Here is an 18,578-nt window from a genome sequence, read left to right on the forward strand (position 1 = left end):
CCCTGCACACCCTGCACGTCCACCACGACCTCCTCGCCTGCCGATGCCCACCACCGCCCTGCCGTCCGATGCCCGCCGCCCGCTGACCCTGGTCACCGGCGCCGCGCGTCGCGTCGGCCGCGTGATCGCGCTGACGCTGGCCCGCGCCGGCCACGACATCGCGCTGCACCACCGCAGCGCCGAGGGCCGTTCGCGCGAGGAGGCCGAGGCCACCGCCGCCGAGCTGCGTGCGCTCGGCGCGACGGTCACGCTGCATGCCGCCGACCTCGCCGACGAGGCCGCCTGCCGCGCGCTGGTGCCGCAGGTGCTGGCCGCGCAGGGCCGGCCGCTCGATGCGGTGGTCAACAACGCCTCGACCTTCGAGTACGACGACCCGGCCACCTTCGGCCTGGCCGCGCTGGAACGTCACCTGCGCGCCAACACCGCGCCGGCCATCCTGCTGGCGCAGGCCCTGCACGGCCAGGTCGCCGCACGCCGCGCCACCGGCGAGGCCCATGCGCAGGGCTGCGTGGTCAACCTGCTCGACCAGAAGCTGGTCAACCTCAACCCCGACTACTTCTCGTACACGCTGTCCAAGGCCGCGCTGCAGGCGGCCACGCAGATGCAGGCGCTGGCGCTGGCGCCACTGGTGCGCCTGGTCGGCGTGTCGCCGGGCGTGACGCTGGTGTCCGGCCCGATGAGCGAGGACCAGTTCGACGCCGCCCATCGCCTGACGCCGCTGGGCCGCTCATCCACGCCCGAGGACGTCGCCCGTGCCGTGCGCTACGCCATCGAGTCGCCGGCCGTGACCGGCTCGACCCTGATGGTCGACGGCGGCCAGCACCTGCTGGGCCAGCCTCGCGACGTGCTCTTCCTGGTGCAGCAACAGCAGGCGCAGGCCGGCCCGAGCGCACCGAACCGAAAGAACGAACCATGATCAGCCAACTCGCCCATCCCTCGCTGATGGACTGCCGCCGCCTCTTCCTGTCCGACTACGAGGTCTGGATCAACATCGGCGTGCACGACTTCGAGAAGCGCGGCGAGCAGCGCGTGCTGATCAACGTCGACCTCTACGTGCCGCTGGGCGACAGCACGCCGGCCAAGGACGAGCTCGACGAGGTGGTGGACTACGACTTCATGCGCCGCAGCATCTCCGAGCGGGTCGCGCGCGGCCACATCCATCTGCAGGAAACGCTGGTCGACGACGTCGCCGTGATGATGCTGGCGCATCCCAAGGTGCGCGCGGTGCGCGTGTCGACGCAGAAGCCCGATGTCTACCCCGATTGCCGCAGCGTCGGCGTCGAGGTGTTCCGCATGAAGACGCCGACGCCATGAACACGACCACCGACATGCCGACCGCCGATCAGCAGGCCGCCGAGAAAGCCGCCGAGAAGAAGGCCGCCTTCGAGATCAACAAGCTCAGCAAGCGGCTGCACCGCCAGGTCGGCGAGGCCATCACCGACTACCGGATGATCGAGGACGGCGACCGCGTGATGGTCTGCCTCTCCGGCGGCAAGGACAGCTACGGCCTGCTCGACATCCTGCTGGGCCTGCAGCAGCGCGCACCGATCCGCTTTTCCATCGTCGCGGTCAACCTGGACCAGAAGCAGCCCGGCTTCCCGGCCGACATCCTGCCGGCCTACCTGAAGAGCCGCGGCGTCGAGTTCCACATCGAGAACCAGGACACCTACTCGATCGTCAAGCGCCTGATCCCCGAGGGCCAGACCATGTGCAGCCTGTGCTCGCGGCTGCGGCGCGGCATCCTGTACCGCGTCGCCGGCGAGCTGGGCGCGACCAAGATCGCGCTGGGCCACCACCGCGACGACTTCCTCGGCACGATCTTTCTGAACATGTTCTTCGGCGGCAAGCTCAAGGGCATGCCGCCCAAGCTGGTCAGCGACGACGGCCGGCACACGGTCATCCGCCCGCTCGCCTATGTCGCCGAGACCGACCTGGAGCGCTGGGCCGCGCACCGCGAGTTCCCGATCATCCCGTGCTCGCTGTGCGGCTCGCAGGAGAACCTGCAGCGTGTGCAGATGAAGAAGATGCTGCGCGAATGGGACCGCAACTTCCCCGGCCGCATCGACAACCTGCACCGTGCCTTCTCGCATGTCGTGCCCTCGCACCTGATGGACCGCAAGCTCTTCCCGTTCGAGACGATCCGGCCGGACGGCATCCCCGATGCGGCCGGCGACAAGGCCTTCGACGAGGACGACGGCGACGACGAGGGCTGCGCCACGCCGGCCTCGGCTGCTGCGGCCCTGCCGGCCGAGGCCACCGTCGCGATGCCGGTGCCACGCGGCCGGCGCGACGCCCCGGCCTGAACCTGGAGTCCGCCATGACCACCCCCGTCCCGACCCGCCGCCGCTTCGTCACCCTGGGCTGCACGCTCGGCCTGGCCGGGCTGGCGACGCTGACAGGCTGTGCGGCGATGAACTCGGTCAACGTCACGGTGCGGACCTTCGGTGCGTGGCCGGAAGGCCGGGCGCCGGGCCGCTACGCCTTCGACCGGCTGCCCTCGCAGGAAGCCGCGCCGGAGCGCCGGGCGGCGCTGGAGGCGGCCGCCTCGGCCGCGCTCGAACGGGCCGGCTTCAGCGCGGCCGGCGATGCCGAACAGGCCGACGTGCTGGTGCAGTTCGGCGCCCGCCAGGCCCAGCTGATCGAGGCGCCGCCGCGGGTGAGCTTCGGCATCGGCATCGGCACGCCGATCGGCCGCCACGGTGGCCTGGGCTGGGGCATGAACAGCTACCCCTGGTACACCGACCGCATCAAGGAACTGCGCGAGATGGGCCTGCTGCTGATCGACCGCCGCAGCCGCAAGGTCCTGGTCGAGGTCCAGGCCCGCCACGAAAGCCGCTACGGCATGGGCGACGACGTGCTGCAGGTGCTGTTCGACGCCGCGCTGGACGGCTTCCCCGACCTGCCGGCCGGGGAACGCACCGTCACGGTCGCGCTGCCGGGACGCTGAGGCCGATCGCCGGACCGCCCGGCAGGATCGGCAGCTGGTGGCTGCGCAGGTCCTCGGCCCAGCCGCGCAGCGTGTCGCCGGCATGGTCGCGCTGGCCCGGCGTGGTGCGCGCCTGCAGTGCGGCGGCGAAGCCGCACTGGTTCTCCAGCACGCGCTCCTGCTGTGCCCGGTTGACGTCGCTGGACGGTTCGACCACCCGGCGCATCCAGGCCCGCACCTTCTCGACCCGCTGCGCCGGCGTCAGGTTCTGGCCGCCGAGGCCGGTGTGCAGGCTCAGCTCGTTGAGCAGCGCGATCGTCTCGCGCTGGTCGGCCTCGCGCTCGTCGAGCCAGCGCTGGGCGTCCCAGGGCGAGCGCCGCATCCAGTCGGCGACCCACTCGCGCTGCTCGCGGTCGAGCCGGCCGTAGAGCCGCTCGGCACGTTCGATCACGCGCTCGACCGAGGCCTTGGCGCGGCGGCGCGGATCGGGGTCGAGCATCTCCTCGCGCCAGTCGGCATTGACCTTGTCGAAGCGCGCCCGGATGTGGGTGATCTGGTCGGGGCGCAGCGTCGCGGCGACCTCGGCCATCGGCACCGCCAGGCGCTGCAGGTAGCGGTCACGGCGATCCGACAGGCGCTGCCACCAGGTGCAGGCCTGGGCCGGCGTCAGTTCGCCGCGCAGGTCGACGGCGGCCTGGTCGAGCAACCCCGACAGGTCGGCCAGCGGCTCGCGGCGGTGCCAGTCGAACCACTGCTCGATCGCGGCGCGGACCTTGGGCGCCTGGGCGTTGTCGAAGTCGACGTGGGCATCCAGCCACCAGTAGGTCAGGGTCGGACCCTGCCCGTAGGCCAGCCGCAGCGCACTGCAGCCACTGGCCATGCACGCGGCGGCCAGGAGCGCGACGAGGGTCACGCGACGCCCCTGCACGTGAGCCCACCATCCCGCGTTCAGGCGCAGCAGCATCCCGATAATGCGAGATTCGCGGATCGCACCGCAGCAACTGGAAGGACGCATGAGGCTCGAAGTCGTGATCATGGCTGCCGGCAAAGGCACACGGATGAAGTCGGCGCGCCCGAAGGTGCTGCACCCGCTGGCGGGGCGAGCCCTATTGCAGCATGTCCTGGCCATGGGTGCCGGGCTGGGCGCGGATCGCCTCATCACCATCACCGGCCATGGCGCCGAGCAGGTCGAGGCCGCCATGCGCGCCGCGCTGCCCGAGGCCCCGCTGGCCTTCGTGCGCCAGGAGCCGCAGCTCGGCACCGGCCATGCCGTCCAGCAGGCCGTGCCCGAACTGGCCGACAGCGGCACCACGCTGATCCTCAACGGCGACGTGCCGCTGGTGCGCGCCGAGACCGCCCGTGCGCTGATCGCCGCCTGCGGTGGCGAGCGCCTGGCGCTGCTGACCGTCGTGCTGGCCGACCCGAGCGGCTACGGCCGCATCGTGCGTGACGAGGCCGACCGCGAGCGCGTGCTCGCCATCGTCGAGCACAAGGACGCCAGCCCCGCGCAGCGCGCCATCACCGAGGGCTACACCGGCATGATGGCCGTGCCCACCGCCCACCTGAAGCGCTGGCTGGCCGCGCTGCGCAACGACAACGCGCAGGGCGAGTACTACCTGACCGACATCGTCGCGATGGCCGCCGCCGACGGCGTGCCGGTCGTCGCCGCCCAGGCCACCAGCGAGACCGAGGTGCTGGGCGTCAACAGCCCCCTGCAGCTGTCCGAACTGGAGCGCCGCTTCCAGCGCCAGCAGGCCGATGCGCTGATGGAAGCCGGCGTGTGCCTGATGGACCCATCGCGCTTCGACCTGCGCGGCACGCTCAGGACCGGCCGCGACGTCGCCATCGACGTCAACTGCGTCTTCGAGGGCGCGGTCGAGCTCGGCGATGAGGTGCAGATCGGCGCGAACTGCGTCATCCGCAACGCCCGCATCGCCGCCGGCGCGGTGATCCATCCGTTCACCCACATCGACGGCGAGGCCGCCGGCGTCGAGGTCGGCGAGGGCGCGCTGATCGGTCCGTTCGCACGGCTGCGTCCGGGCGCGAAGCTGGGCCGCGAGGTCCACATCGGCAACTTCGTCGAGGTCAAGAACAGCACCTTGGCCGACGGCGCCAAGGCCAACCACCTGGCCTACCTGGGCGACGCGACGGTCGGCCAGCGCGTCAACTACGGCGCCGGCAGCATCACCGCCAACTACGACGGCGCCAACAAGCACCGCACCGTCATCGAGGCCGACGTGCACGTGGGCAGCAACTGCGTGCTGGTGGCGCCGGTGACGCTGGGCGCGGGCGCGACGATCGGCGGCGGCTCGACCATCACCCAGAACGTCGAACCCGGCGCGCTGGCGATCGCCCGCGGCCGGCAGGTCGCGTTCGCCGGCTGGAAGCGGCCGGCCAAGCAGAAGAAGACCTGAGCCGGACGATGAGGGTGGCGGAACCTGTCATGAGCCTGGGCATCGATCCCGTCTCGCGCGTCAACCGGAGCGTGCCGGCCGAGCCGGCGCGCCCGCGCGGCGAGACCGGCCAGCGCCCGCCGGGCGAGGCGGTCCGGCGACACCCCTTGCCGCCGCGGGCTCCCGTGGCCGCCCCGGCGGTCGAGGCCGACAGCGTCGACACCGGCACCCTGTCGCGGCTGGGCACCGCGCACGACCTGGACGAGCTGCGGCCCTTCCCGGTCGCCCTGCTGATGCCCACGCACTACGCCCGCCTGGGCGTGTCCGAGCAGGCCAGCAGCGCCGAGATCGAGACCGCGTGGCGGCGCCTGCGTCCGCCCGGCAGCGAGGCCGAGGGCCACACCGCGCAGCGCAGCCAGACCCTCCAGGCGCTGCCCTGGCCACAGGGCGCGACGCTCGAATCCCCGGCGGTGCGCGCACGCCAGCGTGAGCTGGCCCATGCCGTGCTGGTGGATCCGGTGCGGCGGGCCGTCTACGACCGCTGGCTGGCCACCCACCGCAGCGCCATCACCGGCGGCCCGGCCCCAACGGGCTGGCAGGGCTGGCTGCACAGCGCGCGGGTGCACAAGCGCATCTCGATCGCGGTCGGCCTGGCGGCACTGGTCGCGCTGGTCTGGATCGTCGCCTGAGGCGGACCGCCTGCACCGACCGGTTCAGGTCACGCATGGCGGTGGCAGGCTCACCGCCAGCCCCGCCTTGGCGCGGTGCACGCTGAAGAAGCAGCGCACGTTGCGCACGTTCGCGTCGCTGTTGAACAGGCGCTGCGCCAGCACCTGGTAGGCCGCCATGTCGGCCACCTGCACGATCAGCACGAAGTCCGGCCCGCCGCTGGTGCGGTAGCACTGCTGCACGCCGGCATCGGCGGCGGCGCGGGCCTCGAACGCCGCGATGCGCTCGGCACCCTGCACGTCCAGCGTGATCTCCACCACCGCCGTCAGGCCGTGGCCCAGCGCCTCGGGCGACAGCACCGCGACGGTCCGCTCGATCACGCCAGCCTCCTGCAACCGGCGCTGGCGCCGCAGCGCGGTGGCGGGCGAGACGTGCACCGCCTCGGCCAGCGCCTGGTTGGAACGCGAGGCGTCGCGCTGCAGCTCGTCGAGCAGGCGCAGGTCGATCGCGTCCAGCGCCGGCGGCGCGGCATCGGGCGTGGCCGATGTCACGGCCGGGTCGGAATTCTGCGGAAGGGTCGGACTCATGATGCAATCAATGCTCAACGATCTATTGATCGTCGCCCATTTCTTTCATCGATACAACCTGTTGACGAATCGTTGCGCCGAACCGTGAATTCTGACGATTCATTTCTGGCGACGGTCGCTAGGATCTCGCCGTCGCTGCCATCCATCCGGGTTTTCGGCAGTCTTCCAGCAACCTGAACAAGGATTCCCCTCCATGTGCGGCATCGTCGGCGCGGTCAGTCAACGCAACATCGTCCCCATCCTGATCCAGGGCCTGCAGCGGCTCGAGTACCGGGGCTATGACTCCTGCGGCGTGGCCGTGCACCAGGGCGGCGAGCTGCGCCGGGCCCGCAGCACCTCGCGCGTGGCCGAGCTCAACGAGATGGTCGCGGTCGACGGCGTCGAGGGCCTGGTCGGCATCGCCCACACCCGCTGGGCCACCCACGGCGTGCCGGCGGTGCACAACGCCCACCCGCACTTCAGCCACGGCACCGGCAACGAGGCCAAGTCGGCCAAGGCCGGCCGCATCGCGCTGGTCCACAACGGCATCATCGAGAACCACGACGAGCTGCGCGCCGACCTCAAGGCCCGCGGCTACGAGTTCACCAGCCAGACCGACACCGAGGTCATCGCCCACCTGGTCGATTCCCTCTACGACGGCGACCTGTTCGACGCGGTCGAGCGCGCCATCACCCACCTCAAGGGCGCCTACGCCATCGCCGTGTTCTGCCGCGACGAGCCGCTGCGCGTGATCGGCGCGCGCGAGGGATCGCCGCTGGTGCTGGGCGTCGGCCAGGGCGAGAACTTCCTGGCCTCCGACGCCATGGCGCTGGCCGGGGTGACCGACCAGATCGTCTACCTGGAAGAGGGCGACGTGGTCGACCTGCAGCAGGGCAAATACTGGATCACCGCCAAGGGCGAGGCCGGTGCGGCGCGCAGCCGCGTCGAGCGCCCGGTCAAGACCGTGCATGCGCACAGCGGCGCGGCCGAGCTGGGCCCCTACCGCCACTACATGCAGAAGGAGATCTTCGAGCAGCCGCGCGCCATCGGCGACACGCTCGAAGGCATCGAGGGCATCACGCCCGAGCTGTTTGGCGACGGCGCGGCGGAGGTCTTCGCCAGCGTCGACAAGGTCCTGATCCTGGCCTGCGGCACCAGCTCCTACAGCGGCATGACGGCCAAGTACTGGCTCGAGAGCATCGCGAAGATCCCGGCCCAGGTCGAGATCGCCAGCGAGTACCGCTACCGCGACAGCGTGCCCGACCCGCGCACCCTGATCGTCACCATCACCCAGAGCGGCGAGACGGCCGACACGCTGGCCGCCCTCAAGCACGCCCGCAGCCTGGGCATGACGAACACGCTGACGGTCTGCAACGTCAGCACCAGCGCGATGGTGCGCGAGTGCAAGCTGGCCTACATCACCCGCGCCGGCGCCGAGATCGGCGTGGCCTCGACCAAGGCCTTCACGACCCAGCTGGCCGGCCTGTTCCTGCTGACGCTGGCGCTGGCGAAGGTTCGTGGCCACCTAGGCGCCGAACAGGAAGCCGGGCACCTCAAGGCGATGCGCCACCTGCCGGTCGCGCTGCAGGCCGTGCTGGCACTGGAGCCGCAGGTGATCGCCTGGGCCGAGGACTTCGCGAGCAAGGAAAACGCGCTGTTCCTGGGTCGTGGCCTGCACTACCCGATCGCGCTGGAGGGTGCGCTCAAGCTCAAGGAGATCAGCTACATCCACGCCGAGGCCTACCCCGCCGGCGAACTCAAGCACGGCCCGCTGGCGCTGGTCACCAGCGCCATGCCGGTGGTGACGGTCGCCCCGAACGACGCGCTGCTGGAAAAGCTCAAGAGCAACATGCAGGAAGTCCGCGCCCGCGGCGGCCAGCTCTACGTCTTCGCCGACGGCGACACCCGCATCGAGAGCGAAAGCGGCGTGCACGTCATCCGCATGCCCGAGCACTACGGCGCCCTGAGCCCCATCCTCCACGTCGTGCCGCTGCAGCTGCTGGCCTACCACACCGCCTGCGCCCGCGGGACCGACGTCGACAAGCCGCGCAACCTGGCGAAGAGCGTGACGGTGGAGTAAGGCAGGACGCGCGCGGCCCCGGCGATCGCGCAGCGATCGGAAGCCCGCCGCCGAGCGGGCTTTCCTGCGTCTGGCGCGGCCTGGGCGTTGCGGCGCGGCTCAGCCCGCGAGCGCGCAGCCGTCCTTGCGGCGATCGGAGCCGCCGAGCAGGTCGCCGCTGACCGGGTCGCGCAGGACGACCTGGGCGCCGCCGAAGTCGCTGCGGCCGCCCAGTTCGCCCAGGCCGGCGGGCTCGGCATAGCCGGCTGCACGCACCGCGCGCTCGATGGCGGCGGGCGTGCCGGCCTCGAGCGCCAGCGCACGATCGGCCTCGAGTCGCCAGCGCGGGGCGTCGATGGCGGCCTGCAGCGGCTCGCCCCACGCCGCCAGCCGCGTCAGCAGCTGGACATGGCCCTGCGGCTGCATCGCGCCGCCGACGACGCCCAGTCCGGCGTGGAAGCGGCCGTCGCGCCGCACGGCAGCCGGCACGACGGTGTGATACGGGCGCTTGCCCGGCGCCGGACCGTTGACGTGGCCCGGCGCCGAGAAACCGTGGCCCCGGTTCTGCAGCGCGAACCCGCCGCCCGGCACCGCGATGCCGCTGCCGAAGCGCTTGAAGACGCTGCTCATCAGCGTGATGGCCAGCCCGTCGCGGTCCACCACCACGGTGCAGACGGTGTTCCCGGCCGGATCGGCGACGGTGCGCCGGGCATGGCGCAGCGCCGCGTCCATGGCCTCGACCATCTGCAGTGTGGTGCGCGGGTCGGACGGATCCAGCGCGAGCGGCTCCAGCGCGTCGAGCGCGTGCAGCACCGCCAGGCCGTGCGTGTTGGGTGGGCACTCCAGCACCTCCAGGCCACGGAAATGGCTCGCGAGCGGCCGCTGGAAGTCGCCCCGGTGGGCCGCGAGGTCGTCGGCCGACAGCACGCCGCCATGCGCCTGCACCGCCCGCGCTGCCGCGTCGGCGATCGCGCCGCGGTAGAAGGCGTCCGGGCCGACCCGGGCGATGGCGGCCAGCAGGGCGGCCAACTCCGGGTTGGCCCAGCGCTCGCCGACCGCCGGGGGGGCGTCGGCGCGGTAGAGCCTCGCGGCGGTGGCGTCGGCCCGCAGCACCGGCGCGAACAGGGCCCATTCGCGGGCCGCGACCGGTGCGACGGCGAAGCCCTCCGTCGCCAGCGCGATGGCGGGCGCGAACAGCTCCGCCCACGGCAGGCGGCCGAGGCGCTGGTGCAGGTCGTGCCAGCCCTGCACCGCGCCGGGCGTGGTGATGGACAGCACATGGCGCTCGGGCACGCGCTGGCCCGGCATGTCCGCGATGCGGCCGACGTCCAGGCCGGCCGGCGCGCGGCCGGTGCCGTTGTAGCTGTGGGCCGATCCGTCGGGCAGGACCAGCATCGCCAGCAGGTCGCCGCCGATGCCGGTGGCCATGGGTTCGACCACGCCCAGCAGCGCGTCGGCGGCGACGGCCGCGTCGACCGCGCTGCCGCCGCGGACCAGCATCTGGTGGGCGGCACGGGCGGCCAGCGGATGGCCGGTCGCCACCATCGAGGTCGGGCTGCGCACCTCGGACGAGACGCGGCGGGTGGGCGTGGGCAAGGACATCGGGGCTCCCGGGGGACGACCAGGACGTGGTCATCTCGTGGGAATACTGTATACCGATAGATTGCTGCTCGACAAGCGCCGGGCAAATGCATGGCCTCCGGTCGTCGTCGCCCAGGCGTCCGTGACCCGCAACGGGTCACCGCGCCGCATCGAGCCGCCTGAACCGAACCGTTCTGGTGCAGAACACCCCGCCTGCGGCCGATTCGTGTGCAGAACGGCAGCGGCGCGCATCCCGCCCCGATGGCCGCTTGCCGGGACGATGGGCCGGTGCCCAGGACGGATCAACCGAGAACCACGAAGCGGGCACGCCAGTTGCATACGGTATACGAAAGAAGGTCGCAAGGGGGCGATCCCCCGGTCGAGTCGCCTCCTTGGCAGCCCCATCCCCTGAATCGGGTTTCCACCAGATCTGGATCAAAGGCATGCTGTATACCGTATGCAATCTAAAAGGCGGAACACAGGGACACCGCCGCGCCAGCCACCCGACCACGCGCCGGGTGATGTCTGCGTCCGCAGGACGCGTCACTGCACGAGGGAAGCCATGACGACGATGTCCGATGAACGCGACTGAGCCGCTCGCTCGACCAACAATCCCGTCCTGACCCGTTCAGGGCGGTTCCCTCCGACGTACCCCCCCTCCCAACACCATGGAACCAACCGTCCAACTCACTCCCGCGCACTGGACCTACCTGGCCGGCGTGCTCGTGATCATCGTGACGATGATCTTTCGCGCCAACGTGCTGGTGCCCTCGATCGTCGCGACGGCTGCCGTCACGCTGGCCTGGAACGGCAGCGTGATCGGCGCGGTCGGCAGCATCTTCGGCGCCAGCTTCGTGGCGGCCAAGGAGCTGTTCAACATCTTCCTGGTCATCTCGTTGATGACCGCGCTGCTGAACTCGCTGAAGGACCTGCGCTCCGACATCCTGATGGTCGAGCCCTTCCGGGCCATCATGAAGAACGGACCGGTCTCGTACATCGCGCTGGCGGTGATCACCTACCTGATCTCGCTGTTCTTCTGGCCGACGCCGGCCGTGCCACTGGTCTGCGCGGTCCTGCTGCCGGCGGCCATCGCCGCCGGACTGCCGCCGCTGACCGGTGCGGCGGCCATCGCGATCGCCGGGCAGGGCATGGCCCTGTCGTCGGACTACGTGATCGGCGTGGCCCCCGGCATCAGCGCCAAGGCGGCCAACGCGTCGGCCGCGCTGATCGGCGACCGCGCGCTGGTGCTGTCGCTCATCACCGGCGTGATCGCGCTGGCGCTGGTCTACCTGACGCAGCGCAAGAAGTTCAAGGCGCCCAACCCGGCCTTGCTGTCGCTCTGGCAGAGCAAGGGGCTGCACACCGCCGAGGAGTTCGAGCATGCCGGCACGACCCACAAGGTCGAGATCGCCCGCGGCACGCGCCACGACGAAGCGCTGGCCACCGACCAGGACATCGCCGCGGCCAAGGCCGGCGTGGCGGTCGGGACGCTGGCCTGGTCGCGGACCTTCGCGATGGTCACGCCGCTGGTCTTCCTGACCATCGTCACGGTGATGGCGCTGCCCAAGCTGGGCATCCCGATGCCGGACCTGAAGGGCGGTGCCGGTGCCTCGCTGGTGGGGGGTGCGGCGGCGCTGCTGATGATCCTGGCGACCCAGGCCCTGCACGGCCCGAGGAAGATGCTCGAAGGTGCCGCCGACCACGTCACCGAGGGCTTCGTGTTCGCCTTCCGCGCCATGGGCTCGGTGCTGCCGATCGCGGGCTTCTTCTTCCTCGGCGCCAGCGAGTTCGCCGCGCCCATCCTGGGCATGGCGCCGGACCAGACGCCGAGCTTCCTGTTCGACCTGGTGCGCTCGATGCAGCACCTGATCCCGCACAGCCCGGTGCTGGTGGCCTTCGGCGTGCTCATCGTCGGCATGATCACCGGCATCGACGGCTCGGGCTTCTCCGGCCTGCCGCTGACCGGTGCGCTGGCCGGTGCGCTGGGTCCGACGTCCAACGTCGACGTCGAGACGCTGGCGGCGATCGGCCAGATGGGCGCGGTCTGGACCGGCGGCGGCACGCTGATCGCCTGGTCCTCGCTGATCGCGGTGGCCGGCTTCGCCCGGGTGCCGGTGCTCGAGGCGGTGCGCGTGCTGACGCTGCCGGTCCTGGTCGGCCTGGCTGCCTCGACCCTCGCGGCGGTGGCGCTGTTCTGAGCCTGACCCTCACCTGATCCGCTCGCGCCGCCCGGCGCAGGCGCAGGCCCTGGCCCCGGACCCGCGTGATGCGGGTCGCGGGGCCAGGGCTTTCGGCCATCACGGCAGGAGGTCCGGTCCCGCATGCCCCGGGGGGGTGGATGCGGCGGTGCGGACGCGGAACCTGGCCAGCGCCAACAAGAAGGCCGACCCGAGGGTCGGCCTTCTTTCGTCCGAGCCTGCCCGGCGGGGCAGGCAGGGCCTCAGCGCGGCTGGAACACGAAGCTGTCGCTGTGCAGATGGGCCGACTCGGCCCCGGCGAGCGTGAACGCCACCCGGGCGGTCTCGATCATCGCGGGCGAGCCGCACAGGTAGAGCGCGTGCTCGGACAGGTCGGGCAGGTCATCGAGCACGGCGTCCTGCACATGGCCGCGCCGGCCGTCCCAGTCGGCGCCGGCACGCGAGAGCACCGGCACATAGCGGAAGTCGTGCAGCCGCTCGCCCCAGCCCGCGATCTGCTCGTGCAGGTAGAGGTCGGCCGGCGTGCGGGCGCCCCAGTACAGGCTGACGGGCGGACAGTCCGGGTCGTCCATCAGGCTTTCGAGCATGGCCTTGATCGGGGCCAGGCCGGTGCCGGTCGCGACCATCACCAGCGGTCGCCAGGCCTCCGGGCGCAGGCGGAAGCTGCCCAGCGGCAGCTCGACGTCCATGCGTTCGCCGGGGCGCAGGGTCGGCGCCACGCGGTCGGTGAAATGGCCGCCGGGGATGCGCCGCACATGCAGGTCGACGTGGTTGTCGCCGCTCGGCCGCGAGGCCATCGAGAAGCTGCGCGAACGGCCGTCCGGCAGCTTCACGTTGAGGTACTGGCCAGGCAGCCAGGCCAGCGGCTCGTCGTCGGGCAGCTCGACGCGCAGGCCCAGGTGCAGCACGTCGTCGGCGAGCTGCCTGAGCGACTCGACCCGCGCCGTGCCGCGCCGGGTCGGCGGCAGCGCGGCACCGGGCGGGGCGCACAGCACCAGGTCGCGCAGCGGCCGGGCCTGGCAGCACAGGACCTGGCCGGACTCGGCCTCCTCGGGCGACAGCGCCAGCGGCAGCTCGTCGTAGTCGACCGCGCCGTCCTGCAGCGTCATGCGACAGCTGCCGCAGCCGCCGAAACGGCAATCGTGCGGCAGCGCGACCTGCTGGCGCAGGGCCGCGTCCAGCACGGTCTCGCCGTCGGCAACCTCGAAACGCAGGCCGGGTTCCAGCCAGTGCACGGTGTGGGGCATGGGAGTCTCCCAAGTGGCGCGGGGGCCGATGAGGGCCCCGCCGGGTGGATCGGATCGGTGTCGGACCGGGGGTCAGCGCTTGATGTCGGCCTGCACCAGCACCTCGTGGCCGCTGCCGGACAGCGCCTCGGCCAGCGCGGCCAGCGCGGCCAGGCCGCAAGCGGTGTCCTGTTCGCCGTTGCCGCCGCTCAGGCCGACGCCGGCGATCACCTGGCCGTCGACCACGACCGGGAAGCCGCCGACGAAGGCGGCGAAGCGGCCCTCGAAGCTCAGCTGGATGCCATAGGCCTCGTTGCCCGGCAGCGCCGGGCCGTTCGGAGCGGTGTTGAACAGGTGCGTCGAGCGCTTGTGGCCGGCCGCCGTGAAGGCCTTGTTCCAGGCGATCTGGGGACCGGTGATGCGTCCGCCGTCCATGCGTTCGAGGACCAGCGGGAAGCCGCCTTCGTCGCAGATGCAGACGGTCTCGGCCACGCCGATCTCGGCGGCCTTGCGGCGCGCCGCCTCGGCCATGCGGCGGGCTTCTTCGAGTTCCAGCTTGAGGGAGGTTTTCATCGTGGTTCGTGAGGGATGCCAGCGCTTGCCGGCGGTGGCAGGGGCGTGCGCCTCGGTCAGACGCCGCGGTAGACCGTCTTGACCTGCGTGAAGAACTCCAGCCCGGCGCGGCCGGACTCGCGGAAGGTCGAGGTGCTGGAGTTGCGCACGCCGCCGAACGGCGCGTTGATCAGGTTGCCGGTGGTCGTGCGGTTGACCTTGGCGGTGCCCGACTGGATGTCGTGCAGGAAGTCGTGGGCATAGCGCGGGTTGCGCGTCGCGATGGCCGCCGACAGGCCGTACTCGGTGTCGTTGGCCAGCGCGATCGCCTCGGCATAGCTGCCGCATTCGAGGATGGCCAGCACCGGGCCGAAGATCTCCTCGCGGGCGATGCGCATGTCGGGGGCCACGTCGGTGAAGACCGCCGGGCTGACGTAGTAGCCGTGCGCATGCTCGGGGCCGTCCAGGCGATCGCCGCCGACCAGGTGGGTGGCCTCGCCGCGACCGATGTCGATGTAGCGCAGCACGTTGTCGAGCTGGCGCGACGAGGCCAGCGGGCCGAGGTCCATGCCCGGCGTCAGGCCGTTGCCGATGCGCAGCCCGGCCACGCGGGCCAGCAGCCGTTCGGTGAAGGCGGCCTTGACGTTGCGGTGCACGATCAGCCGGCTGGTGCCGGTGCAGGCCTGTCCGGTGAGCGAAAAGCCACCCTTGACCGCCAGGTCCACGGCCAGGTCCAGGTCGGCGTCTTCCATCACCACCAGCGGGTTCTTGCCACCCAGCTCCATCTGCAGCCGCGTGGTCAGGTGGACCGTGCGATGGATGGCCTGGCCGGCCGCGGTCGAACCGGTGAAGGAGATCGCGCGGATCGCGGCCGAGGTCGTGATGACCGGTCCGACCTCGCCGGGCCGACCGGTCAGGAAGTTCAGCACGCCGCGCGGCAGGCCGGCCCGGACCAGCGACTCGACCAGCCGCAGGCCCGACAGCGGCGCGTCGGTCGAGGGCTTGAAGATCACCGTGTTGCCGGCCGCCAGGGCCGGTGCGAGCTTGCGCGCCGGGATCGAGGCCGGGAAGTTCCACGGCGAGATCACCGACACCACGCCCAGCGGCTCGCGCACGCTGTAGACGACCATGCCGGCATCGTCCTGCGCATAGGTCTCGCCGCCCAGCGTCTGGCACTCGACCGCGTAGAAGCGCAGCGTCTGGGCCGAGCGCAGGAACTCGTCCCTGGCCAGCGCGAGCTGCTTGCCTTCCTCGCGGGTCAGGTCGCGGGCGTAGTCGTCGGCATGGGCCTCGATGTCGTCGGCGGCCTTCAACAGGATGCGCGCGCGCTGGCTGATCGGCGTGCGACGCCAGCCGTCGAAGGCGGCCGACGCGGCGGCAACGGCCGCTTCGGCATCGGCAGAGGCCGAGGCCTGGAAGCGGCCGATCGTCTCGCGCACGTCGGCCGGATTGACGTTGTCGAAGGTCCGGCCACCCTGGCTGCGCACCCAGGCGCCGTCGATGTGGTTGAGGTATTCCGGGATGGGCATGCTCATGGGGGATGGCTCCTGTGCGCGGGCGTCGCGGGGACGGACGAGGCGGGCGCGTCAGGCCGCGAGCGCGAGCTGGGGCAGGTCGGCGGCCACGTAGTCGTGGTACAGCGCGGTCGTGTAGAGCAGGCGCATCTGGGCCCCGATCTCGCAGATCTTCAGGCAGCGGGCCTGCAACGCCGGGGTGTTGGCATGCTCCAGGACGATCTGGTAGCCGCGCTCGCCGTGGATCTCGTCGGAGACGATGTGCAGGTCGAAGAACTCGACCTCTTCCTCGGTGAAACCGTAGGTCTGCTTCAGCGTCGGCGTCTGGCGGCGATAGATCGACGGCACCTGGGACTCCAGCCCGACGACCAGGCCGGCGACGGCCACCACCGGGTCCTCGCGCATCGCCACCGCATAGCACCAGCTCTGCAGGCCGCGCGTGGTGGGCGACATGTTGTCCGGGTCGACCACGCGCTCGCGGGTCGTGCCGCAGGCCTCGGCGAAGCGGATCAGCAGGTCGGTGTGGCGATCGCCGCCGATCTCCTCCTCGTACATGTTGGCCAGCAGGAAATCCTTGGCCTCGGTCATGTGGTCCGGCGTGCGGGCGTACAGGTAGGCCAGGTAGTCGGCGAAGGGGCCGACATAGTGGTAGTGGTTCTCGGCCCAGCGCGCGAGGTGGGCACGGCTGAGCTGGCCGGTCGCCCAGGCGATGCTGAAGGGCGACTTGTTGGCGCTCTTGCCCTGGATGGCGTTCTCGAGGGCGGCGCGGAATTCTTCGCGGTTCATCAATGCGGTCATGGGGGGCTCCGAGGTGTCGGCGTTCGGGTCGACGGGTGTGGAAGGGGTCGGGATCCGTTGACGGCCTTCGGTCCTGATTCAGGACAAGAGAGGCCGTCAGGAATACTGTATACCAAGCTTTGGCGGGTGACAACCGCCGACAGGCCGGTGTCGAAGGGGTCGGCCAGCGACGCTGTCCCCTGTCTGCGACAGCAACCGGCGCAGGCCACCGATCAGGGCGGACGGGGGTCTTGTGGATCGGATGAATCTCGGTATACAGTATTCCTATGCCGACGGATCGACCTGCGAGCCGTCCCCGTCCGATCCACCCAGGAGCCCCGACACATGCCCGTCGTCACGCTGCATCGACTCGGCCAGACCCACCGCGGCGAGGTGCTGCCCGACACCAACCTGGTGGTGCGCGCCGGCATCCGCCAGTTCCCGTACCCCCACCTGTCCTACCAATGTGGCATGGGCAAGTGCGCGACCTGCGCCTGCCGGGTGATCGCGGGTGGCGAGCACCTGCCCGCCCCGAACTGGAAGGAAAAGAAGCAGCTTGGCGCACACGTCGAGGCCGGCTGGCGGCTGATCTGCCAGCTCTGGCTGACCCACGACATCGAGCTTGAGCAGGCCCCGCTGCCCAGCGCCGGCTGAGCCACCCGCCCGCCCCGACAGGACGCCCCGACCATGTACGTCATCCTGACCAGCAAGCCCGGCCAGTTCCGCACCGAGACCGGCCCCGGCCTGCGCCTGCTCGAACGCTGGGACTACCGCTACGGCAGCCGCAGCACCGCACGCTTCGACATCGCCGAGCTGAGCGACCCGGCCCGCCGCGTCACGGTGGTCGACGAGACCGAGCCCGACGGCGCCGTGAACCACGTGCCGGCCAAGTTCCTGCCGCAGCACCCGACGCTGGACGGCGCCCGTGCCGAGCTTCAGCGCCTGTGCAGCTACGGCAGCGTGCGTGCCGAGCTGCACGCGCTGCCGCTGCCGCCCGAGGGGGCCGCCACATGATCCGCATCACGTTCCTGAGCAACGACGCCAAGGTGCTCGAAGCGCCCGAGGGCAGCAACCTGCTGCGGGTCTCGCTGCGCGGCCAGGGCGGCATCCCGTTCAAGTGCGGCGGCGGCCTGTGCGGCACCTGCAAGTGCCGCATCGAGACCGGCCTGGCCCATGCCGACGCGGTCAAGCCCAAGGAGCGCAAGCACCTCGACGAGGCCGCGCTGGCCGAGGGCTGGCGCATGGCCTGCCAGACCTTCGTCCACGGCGACGTCGCCGTGAGCTGGTGAGCGGGCGGCCGACATGAGCGAACTGGCCGTGCTGCCGCTGTTCGCCGGCGGGCTCTGGCCGGCCGACCTGGCGGCGTCGACCTACCTTGGCATGGGGCTGATGGTGCTGGCCGGGGCCTGCCTGCAAGGCATCGGCGGCCTGGGCTTCGCGATGTTCAGCGCACCGCTGGCGGCCCTGTTCTTCCCGACGCTGGTGCCCGGACCGCTGCTGCTGCTGGGCTGCCCGCTGGCGCTGCTGACGCTGCTGCGCGAGTGGCAGGCCGTGGACCTGCCGGCAGCCGGTGCCGCCCTCGTCGGCCGGCTCGGCGGCACCGCGCTGGCCGCCGGTGCGCTGGCGCTGTTGCCGGCGACCGTGCTGACGCCGCTGTTCGCGCTGCTGATCCTGCTGGGCGTGGCGCTCAGCCTCGGCGGCTGGCGGATGGTCGCGAGTCCGTGCCGCACGGCGCTGGCCGGGGTCGCCTCCGGGCTGATGGGCACCATCACCTCGGCCGGTGCGCCGCCGTTCGCGATCGCCCTGCAGAACCTGCCCGCCGCGACCCTGCGCGCCACGCTCGGCTGCGTCTTCTTCGTCGGCGCGGCGATCTCGCTGGCCGCGCTGGGCCTGATCGGCCGGCTCGACGGCCATCACCTGCTGCTGGGCCTGCTGCTGCTGCCGTGGATGGGCGCGGGCTTCGCGCTGTCCGGCCCGCTGGCCCGTCGCCTGCCTCCGCGCAGCCTGCGCCCGCTGCTGCTGGGCCTGGCGGCCCTCGGCGCGCTGACGCTGCTGGTCCAGTCGGGCTGGCAGGCCTCGTCGGCCTGAATCCCCTGCGGCGGCGCCGGCCGGCACCG

At 71.6% G+C, this 18,578-nt stretch carries 19 protein-coding genes; 12 read left to right on the top strand and 7 right to left on the bottom strand.

Annotated elements, in window-relative coordinates:
* Positions 1-43: 43 nt before the first annotated feature.
* Genes Q8X39_RS17440 through Q8X39_RS17455 form a run of 4 tightly spaced genes read left to right on the top strand, consistent with a single transcriptional unit; the run spans position 44 to position 2,947 of the window.
* Entirely contained in the window at positions 44-916 is an 873-nt protein-coding gene (locus tag Q8X39_RS17440; protein WP_305750961.1) for an SDR family oxidoreductase, read from the top strand.
* The gene (locus tag Q8X39_RS17445; protein ID WP_305750962.1) at positions 913-1,314 is read left to right on the top strand and encodes a dihydroneopterin aldolase; all 402 of its coding nucleotides are present in this window, start codon (positions 913-915) and stop codon (positions 1,312-1,314) included. The genes Q8X39_RS17440 and Q8X39_RS17445 overlap by 4 nt, the downstream gene beginning before the upstream one ends.
* Entirely contained in the window at positions 1,311-2,303 is a 993-nt protein-coding gene (gene ttcA / locus Q8X39_RS17450) for a tRNA 2-thiocytidine(32) synthetase TtcA (RefSeq protein ID WP_305750963.1), read from the top strand. The genes Q8X39_RS17445 and ttcA overlap by 4 nt, the downstream gene beginning before the upstream one ends.
* 14 nt (positions 2,304-2,317) lie before the next feature.
* On the top strand, positions 2,318-2,947 hold the full coding sequence (locus Q8X39_RS17455; RefSeq protein WP_305750964.1) for a DUF4136 domain-containing protein: 630 nt from the start codon (positions 2,318-2,320) through the stop codon (positions 2,945-2,947).
* Here Q8X39_RS17455 and Q8X39_RS17460 read toward each other — a convergent pair.
* Positions 2,922-3,839: a DUF6279 family lipoprotein gene (locus tag Q8X39_RS17460; RefSeq protein WP_305750965.1), complete on the bottom strand. Its 918-nt coding sequence runs from the start codon at positions 3,837-3,839 to the stop codon at positions 2,922-2,924. The genes Q8X39_RS17455 and Q8X39_RS17460 overlap by 26 nt on opposite strands.
* A gap of 100 nt (positions 3,840-3,939) precedes the next feature.
* Between Q8X39_RS17460 and glmU the strand changes: the two genes are divergently transcribed.
* On the top strand, positions 3,940-5,340 hold the full coding sequence (gene glmU, locus Q8X39_RS17465) for a bifunctional UDP-N-acetylglucosamine diphosphorylase/glucosamine-1-phosphate N-acetyltransferase GlmU (RefSeq protein WP_305750966.1): 1,401 nt from the start codon (positions 3,940-3,942) through the stop codon (positions 5,338-5,340).
* A gap of 29 nt (positions 5,341-5,369) precedes the next feature.
* The gene (locus Q8X39_RS17470) at positions 5,370-6,008 is read left to right on the top strand and encodes a J domain-containing protein (RefSeq protein ID WP_305750967.1); all 639 of its coding nucleotides are present in this window, start codon (positions 5,370-5,372) and stop codon (positions 6,006-6,008) included.
* Positions 6,009-6,032: 24 nt separating this feature from the next.
* Here the strand turns inward: Q8X39_RS17470 and Q8X39_RS17475 are convergent, their stop codons facing one another.
* Complete coding sequence (locus Q8X39_RS17475) at positions 6,033-6,575, bottom strand: Lrp/AsnC family transcriptional regulator (RefSeq protein WP_305750968.1); 543 nt, start codon at positions 6,573-6,575, stop codon at positions 6,033-6,035.
* 193 nt (positions 6,576-6,768) lie between these two features.
* Between Q8X39_RS17475 and glmS the strand changes: the two genes are divergently transcribed.
* Positions 6,769-8,634, top strand: a complete 1,866-nt coding sequence (gene glmS / locus Q8X39_RS17480) for a glutamine--fructose-6-phosphate transaminase (isomerizing) (RefSeq protein WP_305750969.1) — start codon at positions 6,769-6,771, stop codon at positions 8,632-8,634.
* 99 nt (positions 8,635-8,733) lie between these two features.
* Here glmS and Q8X39_RS17485 read toward each other — a convergent pair whose 3' ends face one another.
* Positions 8,734-10,215 (bottom strand): gamma-glutamyltransferase family protein, encoded by a 1,482-nt coding sequence (locus Q8X39_RS17485; protein WP_305750970.1) that lies wholly within the window; start codon positions 10,213-10,215, stop codon positions 8,734-8,736.
* A 647-nt stretch (positions 10,216-10,862) separates the two neighbouring features.
* Here Q8X39_RS17485 and Q8X39_RS17490 point away from each other — a divergent pair.
* Positions 10,863-12,392 (top strand): hypothetical protein, encoded by a 1,530-nt coding sequence (locus Q8X39_RS17490; RefSeq protein ID WP_305750971.1) that lies wholly within the window; start codon positions 10,863-10,865, stop codon positions 12,390-12,392.
* Positions 12,393-12,634: 242 nt separating this feature from the next.
* Here Q8X39_RS17490 and Q8X39_RS17495 read toward each other — a convergent pair whose 3' ends face one another.
* From Q8X39_RS17495 to Q8X39_RS17510, 4 genes are all read right to left on the bottom strand, one after another.
* Complete coding sequence (locus Q8X39_RS17495; RefSeq protein ID WP_305750972.1) at positions 12,635-13,639, bottom strand: 2Fe-2S iron-sulfur cluster-binding protein; 1,005 nt, start codon at positions 13,637-13,639, stop codon at positions 12,635-12,637.
* 72 nt (positions 13,640-13,711) lie between these two features.
* Positions 13,712-14,191, bottom strand: coding sequence for a GlcG/HbpS family heme-binding protein (locus Q8X39_RS17500; RefSeq protein ID WP_305750973.1), 480 nt, complete (start codon positions 14,189-14,191; stop codon positions 13,712-13,714).
* A 56-nt stretch (positions 14,192-14,247) separates the two neighbouring features.
* On the bottom strand, positions 14,248-15,705 hold the full coding sequence (locus Q8X39_RS17505; protein WP_305750974.1) for an aldehyde dehydrogenase family protein: 1,458 nt from the start codon (positions 15,703-15,705) through the stop codon (positions 14,248-14,250).
* Between the two features lie 51 nt (positions 15,706-15,756).
* Positions 15,757-16,482: an iron-containing redox enzyme family protein gene (locus tag Q8X39_RS17510; protein ID WP_305750975.1), complete on the bottom strand. Its 726-nt coding sequence runs from the start codon at positions 16,480-16,482 to the stop codon at positions 15,757-15,759.
* Positions 16,483-16,806: 324 nt separating this feature from the next.
* Here Q8X39_RS17510 and Q8X39_RS17515 point away from each other — a divergent pair, with 324 nt between their 5' ends.
* Genes Q8X39_RS17515 through Q8X39_RS17530 form a run of 4 tightly spaced genes read left to right on the top strand, consistent with a single transcriptional unit; the run spans position 16,807 to position 18,549 of the window.
* Positions 16,807-17,115 carry a 2Fe-2S iron-sulfur cluster-binding protein gene (locus tag Q8X39_RS17515; protein WP_305750976.1) on the top strand — a complete coding sequence of 103 codons (309 nt, stop codon included), beginning with the start codon at positions 16,807-16,809 and terminating at the stop codon, positions 17,113-17,115.
* A 33-nt stretch (positions 17,116-17,148) separates the two neighbouring features.
* Positions 17,149-17,475, top strand: a complete 327-nt coding sequence (locus Q8X39_RS17520) for a ferredoxin (RefSeq protein WP_305750977.1) — start codon at positions 17,149-17,151, stop codon at positions 17,473-17,475.
* Positions 17,472-17,750 (top strand): 2Fe-2S iron-sulfur cluster-binding protein, encoded by a 279-nt coding sequence (locus tag Q8X39_RS17525; protein WP_305750978.1) that lies wholly within the window; start codon positions 17,472-17,474, stop codon positions 17,748-17,750. The genes Q8X39_RS17520 and Q8X39_RS17525 overlap by 4 nt, the downstream gene beginning before the upstream one ends.
* A 13-nt stretch (positions 17,751-17,763) precedes the next feature.
* Positions 17,764-18,549, top strand: coding sequence for a TSUP family transporter (locus tag Q8X39_RS17530; protein ID WP_305750979.1), 786 nt, complete (start codon positions 17,764-17,766; stop codon positions 18,547-18,549).
* Positions 18,550-18,578 lie beyond the last annotated feature (29 nt).

The organism is Leptothrix discophora (assembly GCF_030705305.1).
Classification (GTDB): domain Bacteria; phylum Pseudomonadota; class Gammaproteobacteria; order Burkholderiales; family Burkholderiaceae_C; genus Sphaerotilus; species Sphaerotilus discophorus.

Bases quoted from the DNA above. Each gene is read 5' to 3' on its own strand.
- Q8X39_RS17440 (WP_305750961.1), top strand. From the start codon at position 44: ATGCCCACCACCGCCCTGCCGTCCGATGCCCGCCGCCCGCTGACCCTG.
- Q8X39_RS17445 (WP_305750962.1), top strand. From the start codon at position 913: ATGATCAGCCAACTCGCCCATCCCTCGCTGATGGACTGCCGCCGCCTC.
- ttcA (WP_305750963.1), top strand. From the start codon at position 1,311: ATGAACACGACCACCGACATGCCGACCGCCGATCAGCAGGCCGCCGAG.
- Q8X39_RS17455 (WP_305750964.1), top strand. From the start codon at position 2,318: ATGACCACCCCCGTCCCGACCCGCCGCCGCTTCGTCACCCTGGGCTGC.
- glmU (WP_305750966.1), top strand. From the start codon at position 3,940: ATGAGGCTCGAAGTCGTGATCATGGCTGCCGGCAAAGGCACACGGATG.
- Q8X39_RS17470 (WP_305750967.1), top strand. From the start codon at position 5,370: ATGAGCCTGGGCATCGATCCCGTCTCGCGCGTCAACCGGAGCGTGCCG.
- Q8X39_RS17475 (WP_305750968.1), bottom strand. From the start codon at position 6,575: ATGAGTCCGACCCTTCCGCAGAATTCCGACCCGGCCGTGACATCGGCC.
- glmS (WP_305750969.1), top strand. From the start codon at position 6,769: ATGTGCGGCATCGTCGGCGCGGTCAGTCAACGCAACATCGTCCCCATC.
- Q8X39_RS17485 (WP_305750970.1), bottom strand. From the start codon at position 10,215: ATGTCCTTGCCCACGCCCACCCGCCGCGTCTCGTCCGAGGTGCGCAGC.
- Q8X39_RS17490 (WP_305750971.1), top strand. From the start codon at position 10,863: ATGGAACCAACCGTCCAACTCACTCCCGCGCACTGGACCTACCTGGCC.
- Q8X39_RS17495 (WP_305750972.1), bottom strand. From the start codon at position 13,639: ATGCCCCACACCGTGCACTGGCTGGAACCCGGCCTGCGTTTCGAGGTT.
- Q8X39_RS17500 (WP_305750973.1), bottom strand. From the start codon at position 14,191: ATGAAAACCTCCCTCAAGCTGGAACTCGAAGAAGCCCGCCGCATGGCC.
- Q8X39_RS17505 (WP_305750974.1), bottom strand. From the start codon at position 15,705: ATGAGCATGCCCATCCCGGAATACCTCAACCACATCGACGGCGCCTGG.
- Q8X39_RS17510 (WP_305750975.1), bottom strand. From the start codon at position 16,482: ATGACCGCATTGATGAACCGCGAAGAATTCCGCGCCGCCCTCGAGAAC.
- Q8X39_RS17515 (WP_305750976.1), top strand. From the start codon at position 16,807: ATGCCCGTCGTCACGCTGCATCGACTCGGCCAGACCCACCGCGGCGAG.
- Q8X39_RS17520 (WP_305750977.1), top strand. From the start codon at position 17,149: ATGTACGTCATCCTGACCAGCAAGCCCGGCCAGTTCCGCACCGAGACC.
- Q8X39_RS17525 (WP_305750978.1), top strand. From the start codon at position 17,472: ATGATCCGCATCACGTTCCTGAGCAACGACGCCAAGGTGCTCGAAGCG.
- Q8X39_RS17530 (WP_305750979.1), top strand. From the start codon at position 17,764: ATGAGCGAACTGGCCGTGCTGCCGCTGTTCGCCGGCGGGCTCTGGCCG.